The organism is Prevotella herbatica, assembly GCF_017347605.1.
Taxonomy (GTDB): Bacteria; Bacteroidota; Bacteroidia; order Bacteroidales; family Bacteroidaceae; genus Prevotella; species Prevotella herbatica.
This window is the reverse complement of the sequence record NZ_AP024484.1, coordinates 2210865-2223063: the sequence shown is the minus strand read 5'-3', so window position 1 is coordinate 2223063 and position 12199 is coordinate 2210865. Positions and strand designations below refer to the sequence as shown.

Annotated in this window: 13 protein-coding genes; 10 read left to right on the top strand and 3 right to left on the bottom strand. The window is 39.2% G+C overall.

Features of this window, described 5'->3' with window-relative positions:
* Window positions 1-23: 23 nt before the first annotated feature.
* The 8 genes from prwr041_RS08245 to prwr041_RS08210 all read left to right on the top strand — a co-directional run bounded on the left by prwr041_RS08245 (window position 24) and on the right by prwr041_RS08210 (window position 8713).
* Complete coding sequence (locus prwr041_RS08245) at window positions 24-1235, top strand: bifunctional 3,4-dihydroxy-2-butanone-4-phosphate synthase/GTP cyclohydrolase II (protein ID WP_207153341.1); 1212 nt, start codon at window positions 24-26, stop codon at window positions 1233-1235.
* A 569-nt stretch (window positions 1236-1804) separates the two neighbouring features.
* Entirely contained in the window at window positions 1805-2998 is a 1194-nt protein-coding gene (locus prwr041_RS08240; protein ID WP_207153340.1) for a pyridoxal phosphate-dependent aminotransferase, read from the top strand.
* 212 nt (window positions 2999-3210) lie between these two features.
* On the top strand, window positions 3211-4047 hold the full coding sequence (locus prwr041_RS08235) for a MotA/TolQ/ExbB proton channel family protein (RefSeq protein ID WP_207153339.1): 837 nt from the start codon (window positions 3211-3213) through the stop codon (window positions 4045-4047).
* Between the two features lie 30 nt (window positions 4048-4077).
* Window positions 4078-4722 (top strand): ExbD/TolR family protein, encoded by a 645-nt coding sequence (locus tag prwr041_RS08230; RefSeq protein WP_207153338.1) that lies wholly within the window; start codon window positions 4078-4080, stop codon window positions 4720-4722.
* Entirely contained in the window at window positions 4723-5370 is a 648-nt protein-coding gene (locus prwr041_RS08225; RefSeq protein ID WP_207153337.1) for an ExbD/TolR family protein, read from the top strand. It abuts the gene before it with no gap.
* Window positions 5371-5405: 35 nt separating this feature from the next.
* Window positions 5406-6245 carry an energy transducer TonB gene (locus tag prwr041_RS08220; RefSeq protein WP_207153336.1) on the top strand — a complete coding sequence of 280 codons (840 nt, stop codon included), beginning with the start codon at window positions 5406-5408 and terminating at the stop codon, window positions 6243-6245.
* Complete coding sequence (locus tag prwr041_RS08215) at window positions 6246-7205, top strand: PstS family phosphate ABC transporter substrate-binding protein (protein ID WP_207153335.1); 960 nt, start codon at window positions 6246-6248, stop codon at window positions 7203-7205.
* A 77-nt stretch (window positions 7206-7282) separates the two neighbouring features.
* Entirely contained in the window at window positions 7283-8713 is a 1431-nt protein-coding gene (locus prwr041_RS08210) for a tetratricopeptide repeat protein (protein ID WP_207153334.1), read from the top strand.
* A gap of 175 nt (window positions 8714-8888) precedes the next feature.
* Here the strand turns inward: prwr041_RS08210 and prwr041_RS08205 are convergent, their stop codons facing one another.
* A complete protein-coding gene (locus prwr041_RS08205) occupies window positions 8889-9059 on the bottom strand; it encodes a DUF362 domain-containing protein (RefSeq protein WP_018464828.1) in 171 nt (56 codons plus the stop codon).
* A 190-nt stretch (window positions 9060-9249) separates the two neighbouring features.
* Here prwr041_RS08205 and porT point away from each other — a divergent pair, with 190 nt between their 5' ends.
* A complete protein-coding gene (porT, locus tag prwr041_RS08200; protein ID WP_394370789.1) occupies window positions 9250-9987 on the top strand; it encodes a type IX secretion/gliding motility protein PorT/SprT in 738 nt (245 codons plus the stop codon).
* Here the strand turns inward: porT and prwr041_RS08195 are convergent.
* Window positions 9968-10813: a bifunctional metallophosphatase/5'-nucleotidase gene (locus prwr041_RS08195; RefSeq protein ID WP_207153332.1), complete on the bottom strand. Its 846-nt coding sequence runs from the start codon at window positions 10811-10813 to the stop codon at window positions 9968-9970. The two genes, porT and prwr041_RS08195, sit on opposite strands and share 20 nt — an antisense overlap.
* Window positions 10814-10838: 25 nt before the next feature.
* Window positions 10839-11603, bottom strand: a complete 765-nt coding sequence (locus prwr041_RS08190; protein ID WP_207153331.1) for a 5'-nucleotidase C-terminal domain-containing protein — start codon at window positions 11601-11603, stop codon at window positions 10839-10841.
* A 203-nt stretch (window positions 11604-11806) separates the two neighbouring features.
* Here prwr041_RS08190 and rplS point away from each other — a divergent pair, with 203 nt between their 5' ends.
* On the top strand, window positions 11807-12166 hold the full coding sequence (gene rplS / locus prwr041_RS08185; RefSeq protein ID WP_207153330.1) for a 50S ribosomal protein L19: 360 nt from the start codon (window positions 11807-11809) through the stop codon (window positions 12164-12166).
* Window positions 12167-12199: the final 33 nt, after the last annotated feature.

Genomic DNA, 12199 nt, shown 5'->3' with positions numbered 1-12199 from the left:
CCTATCATTAAAACAAGATAACTATGGGAGAGTTCAAATTAAGCAGCATCGAAGATGCCATAAAAGATTTCAAAGAAGGTAAGTTTGTCATTGTTGTTGACGATGAGGACCGCGAGAATGAAGGAGACTTGATTATCGCTGCAGAGAAAATTACAGCAGAGAAGGTCAACTTCATGCTAAAGAACGCCCGTGGCGTACTTTGTGCGCCAATAACTCTGTCGAGAGCGGACGAACTAGACCTGCCTCATCAGGTAACAGAGAACACATCAATGCTAGGTACACCTTTTACAATTACAGTAGACAAATTGGAAGGATGCACTACAGGAGTTTCGGCTCATGACCGTGCAGAAACTATCTTGGCTCTCGCCGATTCTACTTCTACTCCAGAGACATTCGGTCGTCCAGGACATATCAATCCACTATATGCACAGGAAAACGGAGTGCTACGCAGAAGCGGACACACTGAAGCAGCTGTTGACTTATGCAAGATTTCTGGATTATACCCAGCAGGCGCACTGATGGAAATAATGAGCGAAGACGGAACAATGGCACGTATGTCTGAGCTTAAAGAAAGAGCACAGGAATGGGGATTGAAAATTATATCTATCAAAGACCTCATTGCATATAGACTGAAAACAGAATCAACAATTGAAGTTGGTGACGAGGTTGACATGCCGACAGAATACGGACATTTCCACCTTATTCCTTTCCGCCAGACAAGCAACGGTTTAGAGCACATGGCTATTATAAAAGGTGAATGGAAAGAGGGCGAACCTATTTTGGTGAGAGTACATTCATCATGCGCAACAGGTGATATCCTTGGCAGTCAACGCTGTGATTGCGGAGAACAACTTCACAAGTCTATGAAAATGATTGAAAAAGAAGGCAAGGGCGTTGTGATATATATGCAGCAAGAAGGTCGCGGAATAGGATTGATGAACAAGATTGCCGCATATAAACTGCAAGAGCAAGGATACGACACCGTTGACGCAAATATACATTTGGGATTCAAACCAGACGAGAGAGACTACGGCTGCGGCGCACAGATGCTGAGACATCTTGGAATACATAAGATGAGACTTATGACAAACAATCCTAGAAAGAGAGTTGGACTAGAAGCTTATGGATTGGAAATCGTAGAGAATGTCCCAATAGAGATTGAGCCAAACAAATATGATGTGAGATATTTGAAAACTAAACGTGACAGAATGGGACATATTCTACATTTAAAATAACATTTGTTGTTGAATAAGCTATAAATAACGTAAATTATGTCACCTTTTCTTCGCCAAAAAAAATAAAATGCTTACTTTTGCATAAAGTAAGCTGCATCAAGGCATAACATTCAAGTAAACTTGATGATTCTGCGCTTAACTTGCACTACCTTTAAATAAAGTAGGCTGCGTCAAGGCATAACATTCAAACAAGCTTGATGATTCTGCGCTTAACTTGCACTACCTTTAAATAAAGTAGGCTGCGTCAAGGCATAACATTCAAGTAAATTTGATGATTCTGCGCTTAACTTGCACTACCTTTAAATAAAGTAGGCTGCGTCAAGGCATAACATTCAAGTGAACTTGGTGATTCTGCACTTAACTTGCACTACCTTTAAATAAAGTAGGCTGCGTCAAGGCATAACATTCAAACAAGCTTGATGATTCTGCGCTTAACTTGCACTACCTTTGCATAAAGTAAGCTGCATCAAGGCATAACATTCAAGTGAACTTGATGATTCTGCGCTTGACTTGCACTACTCTTGCATTAAATAGATAGATAAAACAAATAACCAGAAGGAAGAATTATTATGGGACAGTTATCAGACCGTTTAAATCGTCTTGCGCCATCAGCAACACTTGCTATGTCGCAGAAAAGTAATGAAATGAAAGCTCAGGGTATTGACGTCATCAATATGAGTGTCGGCGAACCTGATTTCAACACGCCGGACCACATAAAGGCAGCGGCAAAAAAAGCAATTGACGACAACTATTCAAGGTACTCACCAGTACCTGGTTACGCTGACTTGCGCAAAGCTATTTCTGCCAAACTGAAGAATGAAAACGGACTAGACTATACTATTAATGAGATTCTGGTAAGCAACGGTGCAAAACAGAGTGTATGCAACACCTTAATGGCTTTGGTAAACGACGGAGACGAAGTTATTATACCGACACCATATTGGGTAAGCTATCCACAGATGGTGAAACTTGCAGGCGGAAATCCAGTATTTGTGAATGCAGGATTCGAGCAGAACTTCAAGATGACTCCAGAACAGCTTGAGGCAGCTATAACACCTAAGACAAAGATGCTTATCCTCTGTTCGCCAAGCAACCCTACGGGCAGCGTTTACTCACAGGAAGAACTTGCTGGTCTGGCAGAAGTAATCAAGAAGCATGACGGTATGTATGTACTGGCTGACGAGATATACGAGCACATCAACTATATAGGCAAGCATGCCAGTATAGCCACAGTTGAGGGTATGAAAGAACGTTCTATCGTCGTTAACGGTGTATCAAAAGCCTATGCTATGACAGGATGGAGAATAGGTTATATAGCTGCTCCAGAATGGATCGTAAAGGGATGCAACAAGTTGCAGGGACAATACACAAGCGGTCCATGCTCTGTAAGTCAAAAAGCTGCAGAAGCCGCTTACACACTAGAGCAAGGTTGCGTAGAGGATATGCGCAAGGCATTTGAACGCCGTCGCAACCTCATCGTAGAACTAGCTAAAAACATTCCTGGACTTGAAGTTAACGTACCAGAAGGTGCATTCTATATCTTCCCGAAATGCAGTAGTTTCTTTGGCAAGAGCAATGGCGAGAAAACTATCAATAACTCAACCGACTTTGCACTCTACCTCCTGGAAGAAGCTCATGTCGCAACGGTGGGTGGTGATGCCTTCGGAGACAAAGAATGTTTCAGAATGAGTTACGCCACAAGTGATGAAAATATTAAAGAAGCAATGCACAGAATCAAGGCTATTTTAGCAAAGTTAAAATAACAGGACTAAACAAAAAAGAAAAATTGATAACAATATGATTAAAATTAAAGCAATCTATCGTTAAAACTTCTTAATTAAGTTCGTAGTTATTCATAAATTGCTATCTTTGCCAAACAAAAAAAGTACGAGGACCGCAAGGCATCTTTTGACAATAACATTAAATCAAATAAACATTAATATTATTAATAACTAAAAATTAAAAATTTTAAATTATGGCAACTACACAAAAAACAGCCAGCCCTAAGAAATCTGAGGGCTTTCAGGGAGTAAGAGGCGCATTCTGGATCATCGTCGTTTGCGGAATCATCGCTTTCACATTGTTCAACCTCTGGTTTGGTAACCCAATGCACTTCCAGGACGGAGTAGCTAAGACTACACCAGCTGACGTTTGGGGTACAATCTTCAAGGGTGGTGTTATCGTACCAGTTATTCACACACTTTTGCTTTCTGTATTGGCTATGTCAATTGAGCGCGCACTTGCACTTAAGACCGCTTTCGGTAAGGGTTCACTTCCTAAGTTTGTTGCAAACATCAAGTCAGCTCTTAACGCTAACGATTTCGCAAAAGCACAGCAGCTTTGTGACAAGCAGAAGGGTTCTGTAGCAAATGTTGTTTCAGCTTCTCTTAACGCTTACAAGGAAATGGAATCAGGTGCTAATGCAACTCTTAAGAAGTCTCAGAAAGTTTCTAAGATTCAGCAGGCTCACGAGGAGGCAACTCAGCTTGAAATGCCAACTCTTACAATGAACCTTCCTATCGTAGCTACTATCGTAACACTTGGTACACTTACTGGTCTTCTTGGTACTGTTGTTGGTATGATCCGTTCATTCTCTGCTTTGTCAGCAGGTGGTGGCGCAGACTCAGCTGCACTTTCTGCAGGTATTTCTGAGGCTTTGATCAACACTGCATTCGGTATTGGTACATCATGGTGTGCTGTTGTATCTTACAACTACTTTACAAACAAGGTTGACAAGTTAACATACGCACTAGACGAAGTAGGTTACTCAATTGCTCAGACATACGAAGCTAACCATACAGAAGAAGCTTAATATTTACTAACCCTTTAAAAATTTATCGCTATGGGTAAAGTAAAAATTAAGAAAAGTGACGTTTGGATCGATATGACGCCTATGTCAGACGTTATGACCCTTCTGCTTACCTTCTTTATGCTGACATCAACATTCGTAAAGAATGAGCCAGTGAAGGTGAACACTCCGGGTTCTGTGTCTGAGATAAAGGTGCCTGAGAACGGCGTCCTGACTATTCTGGTAAGTCCTGAAAAGGACAAAACCGGTAAGCCAACAGGCGAAGGTCAGGTATTTATGAGTATAGACAACACCGACCAGTTAGGTCAGACCCTAGATGCGATGACTAGCAAGTTTGGTGTTAAGTTAAGTGATAAGCAGTCTAAGACTTTCAAGAACGAATCAACATTTGGTGTTCCAATGAACGAACTAAGCAGTTATTTGGCAATGTCTACACAGGCACGCCAGAAGACTCTTAACACCAAAGGTATTCCATTGGATAGTATCAAAGGCGGCATGAGCGAATTCCAAGAGTGGGTAGATCAGGCTCGTAGAATAAATACGAACTTAAAAATCGCACTAAAGGCAGACGCAACTACACCTTACAAGACTGTTAAGAAGGTAATGAATGAGCTCCAGGATATGGATGAAAGTCATTATTATATGATTACACAGCTTAAAAAACAGGGGGACGAATAAATGGCAAAGAAAGAAAGCAAACAGAAAAAGGTTAATGTCCGCGTAGACTTTACACCTATGGTGGATATGCTCATGCTTCTTATCACGTTCTTCATGCTGTGTACAACATTGAGCAAGCCTCAGACAATGGAGCTGACAATGCCAAGTAATGACAAGAACACTCAAGATAATCAGAAGAATGAGGCTAAGGCTTCAGAGTCAATTACTCTGTATGTAACAGCTGATAACAAGATCTTCTATGGTGAGGGTATCCCTCAGTATAGCAATCCAGCATGGCTCAAGGAAACAACTTGGGGAAATGATGGTATTCGCAAGATTTTAAGAAATCACACTACAGCAAATGGAGTAAAACCTGTGACACGTATAGAACTTGCAGTTAAAGAACTTAACGCAGATAAAGCTAAGAATCCAAAGATGTATACAGACAGTATATATCAGAAAAGACTTAGCGATATCAAGGGTGGTAAGCTCAAAGACGGTAAGGTTCCTACTCTGACTATCATCATCAAACCTTCAGACAATGCATCATATAAGAATATGGTGGATGCTCTCGATGAAATGCAGATTCTAAGTATTGGTACTTACGTTATCGATAAGATTAATTCTGACGACGCGAAACTTCTCAAGTCGAAAGGCATAAGACTCTAATCGATAAGTAACGAAACAATTTAAAAAGAAACAAAATGGCAAAAATAGACTTATACGATCCTAAATGGGTCGATATGGTGTTCGATGGAAAGAACAAATCTTATGGAGCATTCCAGCTTCGTAAGGGTACTTCCAGCCGAAACATCAAATCTCTAATAATCTTAGTCATTGCTGCAGCTCTAGTAGGAGGTTTTCTTGCATGGAAAGTAATTGAACAAAAACAGGCTGAACAGCAAGCTGCTTATATGGAGGCTATGGAACTTTCTAAACTCCAGAAAGAGGCTAAGAAAAACGAGAAGAAAGAGGTTATTAAACCGAAAATTGAACCTAAAAAGGAGATTCCTGTTGCTCGTCAAACTCAGAAATTTACTGCTCCTGTCATCAAAAAAGATGAACTCGTAAAAGAGGAAAATCAGATCAAGCAGATGGATAAGTTGGATGACAAGGTTGCCGTTGGTACTGAAAACCATGAGGGAACTAAGGATCGTAACGTAGAGGCCGTGCGCAACGATATCGCTGTAAACACTCCTCCACCAGCTCCAAAGGAAGAAGTTACCAACAAGGTATTCGACGTTGTAGAAGTTATGCCTTCATTCCCTGGAGGACAAGGCGCACTTCTAAGCTATCTTAGCTCACATGTTAAGTACCCTGTAGTTGCTCAGGAAAATGGTGTTCAAGGTCGTGTAACAGTTTCATTCGTTGTTGAGCGCGATGGTTCTATCACAGATGTACATGTTGTACGCTCTGTTGACCCATCACTTGACCGTGAAGCAGCTCGCGTCGTTAGCAGCATGCCTAACTGGCAGCCAGGTAAGCAGAATGGTTCTGCTGTTCGTGTTAAATTTAATGTACCTGTGCAATTTAAATTGCAGTAAATGAATAAGAACATATCTTATATATTTATAGGACTAACCCTATCTTTAGGAATATTCTCATCATGTAATGAGAATAAGCCTAAGGGTAGTAGAACTGATACACCTACGTCAGGGACGATTCAATTCGTCTCTGACGAAAGTTTTAGTCCAATCATTGAGGAAGAAAGACAGCAGTTTGAGTTTGAATACCCAAAGGCGCATCTTAAACCTCTGTATACAGATGAGCTAACCGGTCTGAAGATGATTCGAGACCTAAAGACTTGCCTGTTAATCACTTCACGTGGTTTGAAACCAAGTGAAATAGCCTACATCAAGACTAAAAACATTATACCTTCTGTGTTTCCTATCGGCTACGACGGACTTGCACTTATCGTAAACAAGAACAACAACGATACATGCATGACCGTGCACGACGTTAAGAAAGTATTAAGCGGAAAGGTAAAGAACTGGAATCAAATTTATCCAGGATCAAAGAGAGGTGGCATACAGGTTGTGTTTGACAACAAGAGTTCAGCAACATTACATTATGTAGTAGACTCTATACTTGGCGGCAAACCAATCATAAGTAGTAACATCGTTGCAGCAAACAGCAGTAAGGAAGTTATCAACTTCGTAAGCAAAACTCCTAACGCCATTGGTGTTATTGGTTCAAACTGGCTTAATGACAAGCGAGACACCACAAACACCACATTCAAGAAGAATATTCATGTAATGTCTGTATCCATAAAGGACAAGGCTACACCAATGAACAGTTGGAAACCATATCAGGCATACCTGCTAGATGGAAGATATCCATTCGCAAGAACTATATACGCAATAGTAGTAGACCCAAGCAAAGCATTGCCTTGGAGTTTCGCCAACTATATTTCAAGTCCTACAGGACAACTTATTATCTTCAAATCAGGCTTACTGCCATATCGAGGCGATATAAGCATAAGAACTGTAAAAGTAAAGAAATAAACATTTAAGATTTAAACTTTTCATCCATTTTATCGTCATAGATGAAAATAGTAAATGTTACATAACTAAACAAGATTATGAAAAAGATTAAATACCTTGTAGCTGGTTTGCTGATGATGGGATTGTCAGTACCAGGAATGGCTCAAAACGCAAATTACAATGACTTGCTGAAGCCAATAGAGCAGACCCTTAAGTCTAACCCTAACCTTGACGCTAAAGGACTAAAGGAATTGACTAAAGATTATCAAAAAGAATTCAAGAAGGATCCAAAGGCTCTTGTTGCACTTGGTAACACCTTGTTGATGAGTAAAAAATACGACGATGCTTCAGCTATCGGTAATATGGTTATTGGTAAGTTCAAGAATTGTGGCGATGCATACGTACTTCTTGGTGATGTCGCAGCAATGAAAGATGACGGTGGTGATGCTGCAATGTGGTATCAGCAGAGTATGACTATGGACCCAAAGAATCCTAATGGATACATGCGTTATGCAAATGTTTACAGAAAGCGTAGCCCGGAAGAGAGCGAAAGAGCTTTGAACCTTTTGAAACAAGTTCGTCCAGACTACCCTATTGAAGCAGAAGCTGGAAACAACTTCTATCTTGGTGGAAACTATGCTAAGGCATACGAATATTTCTCAAAGACTCAAAAAGAAAGTCTAGACCAGTATTATCTTGTAGCTTATGCAGTATCAGCATATATGGACAACAAGAAAGATGAAAGTCTTGAAATTGCAAAATTCGGTACACAGAAGTTTGCTCAAAACATAACTTTTGATCGTGTAGCACTTTGGAGTGCTGTAGACACTCAGAAGTTTGACGATGCAATTACTTATGCCAATAAGATTATCACGACAGACTCTGTTGAAAAGAGTGCCCGTGACTACATATACTATGGTTTAGCATTGAAGGGAAATAAACAGTACCAACAGGCTATTGACCAATACAACAAGGCTTTTGAAATGGAGAAGAACAACTTCAAACCATATCAGTACATAGCTGACGCATATGCAGAAATGGGGCAGGAAGACAAAGCTTTGGAATACAGCGAAAAGTATATGGCAAACAATCAGGATGCAACACCATCTGATTATGCTAAACTCGCAAACATATACATACAGAAAGCAGCCAAAGGGGACGCTAACAAACAAGCTAACCTAGACAAGGCTTACAGTATATATGATCAGATGGCAGTTAAGTGGCCTACTATCGCAGCATGGGTAAACAACATGGCTGGTATGCAAGCTTCAAAGGCTGGTCAGGACGACAAGAGTGTAGAATACTTCAACAAGGTTGTTAGTTTGCTTGGCAACAAGGAAAACCGCGAAGAAGATGATACTAACACTTTGAAGTCTGCATTAGCAAACCTTGGTTACTACTATTGGATTACGAAGCAGAATCTTGATGCAGCAAAGCCTATCTACGAACAGTTGATAAAGCTTGATCCAAATGACAAGAATGCTCGTGCAGCTCTTGGACTGGATAAGCCAGAAGAGGTTAATAAATAATTTTTAAATACACTACACTAAACAGAACAGGCGAGAGAGTGAAAGCTATCTTGTCTGTTTTTTGTTTATACATATCTGGGGTATTAAACATACGAAACTGAAGGAAAAGGCCCCTGATTTATGGGCATAAAAAAAGCGACACTTTCGTGCCGCTTATATTTTTTGCAGTAATTCCTTACTCAGGAAGGCTGATTGCCTCGTTAGGACAAACATCAGCACATGTACCACACTCTGTACACATATCAGGATCAATAGAATACTTTTCACCCTCAGAGATTGCTCCAGATGGGCACTCATCAATACATGTACCACAAGCGATACAGTCATCACTAATTACGTAAGCCATAATAAATTTAAATTATAATATTAATAATGTTTTTGTAATATGTACCCTGACTTTACGCCAAAAGAGTACGTTGCAAAGATACATATTAAAATCGAAATACCTACTTTTAGGTACGGTTTTTTAAATTATTTATACTTTATCTCAATAAAGAACTATACAATAAGAAATGGTATAATACGTTTATATGATAATGAATATAAAAGCATTTATAATAACAAGTTTTGCCATAAGTAGCAGCATTCTAGCGAACAGTCAGGAACGAATTGTGCAAAATCGCCCCTACACGGATTTGCGCCCATTCCATCTAGGCATTTCTATAGGTACGCATGTGCAAGACTTAGAACTAATGAATGTTGGACCACAGACGACAAATAACATAGACGGGACAATTACTAAACAACTGATAACAACAGATCAAAGTAGATGGGATATGGGATTCAACGTCGGTGTATATGGAGAATTCAGAATAAACGAATTCCTACAAATGCGCATAGCACCAACAATGTATTTCGGCTCACGACATATCGTGTTTCACAATAGCAGCACAGCAACTGTGACAGAAAATCAACAGGACATGAAGACTGTTTATATCTGTGCACCAATAGACCTGATATTTGCCGCACCACGTTTTAATAATCACCGTCCATATATACTTGGAGGAATATCGCCAGCCATAAACCTGAGCGGAAAAGATAAAGACTATATCAAATTAAAAAGATATGATACATTTGCCGAAATAGGACTCGGATGTGATTTTTATCTTCCATTTTTCAAGGTCAGACCTGAACTTAAATTCATGTATAGTCTGATAAACAGCCTAGATAAAGATCATATAAAAAGAATAGAAGATAAGAGTATGCTTCCCTATTCTAATTCGATTAACGAAGCACACTCTAAGATGATAGTACTTACTTTTTACTTTGAGTAAAATCTAATATCATTTTGCCAACATAAATAGCATTTTTGCCATTTTGGTCAACAGGAACTTTCTTTCCATCAAGATTCTTGATATAACGAAGAGTCCTGAAATAAGTATGAGAATGGCCACCAAGAACAAGATCAATATTTCTTGAACCAGCAATCATCATCTGGTCTCCCATACCATTCTCTTCCCAGCCAAGATGAGAAATACATATTACCAAATCACACTTTTTGTCATTCTTCAGCATTGTTGCCAGTTCATTTGCAACAGCAATTGGGTCTAAGTATTTGATAATGCCATAATTTGCCTTGGATACTAACCCATCCAACTTTGGATCAAGTGCAAAGACTCCAATTTTAACGCCATTTCTCTTTATGATAGTATATTTCTTTACCACACTTTCAAGAGGAGTTCCTTTAAGGTCGTAATTAGAACACAATATTGGGAAATTCGCCATTTTGAATATACGAGCCATATTCTCCATACCATAGTCAAACTCATGGTTTCCAATTGTTCCGGCATCGTAATGCATTCTGTTCATCAATCCAATCTCAACATCACCTTTGAAAAGAGTATAGAAAGGTGAACCCTGAGAAAAATCTCCGCTATCAAAAAGGAGCAAATTCTTATCTTTAGCTCTTTCTTGATCTAACATTGAAATACGGCGTATAAAACCAGCACGACCAGCAAGCAATGTATCTGCTAAAGTTGTCTTCAGAGGAAGTATGCAACTATGAGTATCATTCGTATGCAATATTGTCAGATGCTTCTGTGCAAAACCAACAGAAGCAATGCAGCATAAAACGGAAATAAAAAGATATCTAAATTTCATATAATTCATTTTTATCAATCAAACATTATTTTACAATAACTCTGCCCTCTACCTTAGAATCAACAGCTATACCTTGAGCCATTTTATCACGGAAATAATCCATAATGATAAATCTCACATTATTATTATTCCCTTTTGGAGAGACAACATCAGTTCCATATTTGAATGCATCCAAACCATCATTGCCCTGAGCAAGATAGTCAAGAGTGGCTACACGATAAGTGGCATTATCATCAAGTACCTTTCCATTAATGCTTGCCTCAAGAAGTCTACCATCTTTTGAAATAACCAAATTAACGCCATGGCTTAAACCTTCACCGCCCAACTTAGCAACCTCGCTGAATAACTCACGAACTTTAGAACCGGTAAGCGACAAAAAGCAAATTTTGTTTTCAAAAGGAGCTACATCAACAACATCACCATAAGTAACTTTGCCTTTAGCAAATGCTGCTCGTATACCACCAACATTATATAAAGCAAAATCAACTTTCTCGTTAAATCCTTTTCCACCCCATAGCAAAATGTCAGCAAGAAGATTAGATAACGGGCTCTCTGGTTTATGCGAATATAAATATTCAGCCGTTTCACCAACAACAGGACTCATAATGCTATCTACCTTATGTTGATAAGGAGCAAGGAAAGCCTGCGCCTCCTTATCAGGAGAAACATCATAGCAACTATCAATCAAAATACGACTACGACTAATGTCGGTCAACTCATAATGTTGCCTGCAAGAAGACACACTTATAACTGCAGGAACTATAAAAAACAGTAATAATTTCTTGTACATAAGTTTGTAATTAACTGTTACAAAGGTAGTTATTTTGTATGAGAAAAAGAAGAAATATTGTTAAATTCAAAAAAAACTTCATAGATAGCAACAGTAAGTCTCAGCTTTTTTGTAACTTTGCACAGCTTTTCGGCGAAACCGCTGGCTGCAGAAGTGTTGCATGCTAAGTTTCGTTGGACGATAAACATATTTAATTATAAGAAATGAATTTAATTAAAGTTGCTGAAGAAGCATTTGCAACCGGCAAAGAGTTACCTAAGTTCAACTCTGGTGACACAATCACAGTCGCTTACAAAATTATCGAGGGTTCAAAAGAGCGTATCCAGCTCTACCGTGGTGTTGTAATCAAGATTTCAGGCCATGGTGAGAAAAAACGTTTCACAGTTCGTAAGATGTCAGGAACAATTGGTGTAGAGCGTATCTTCCCAATGGAGTCACCAAACATCGATTCAATTGAAGTAAACAAGCGTGGTAAAGTTCGTCGCGCTAAGTTGTACTATCTTCGCAAGCTTACAGGTAAGAAAGCTCGTATTGCTGAGAAGAGAACTGTTAAAGGAGAATAATCCTGAGAATCTTCAGAGAAGAAATAAAAAGAG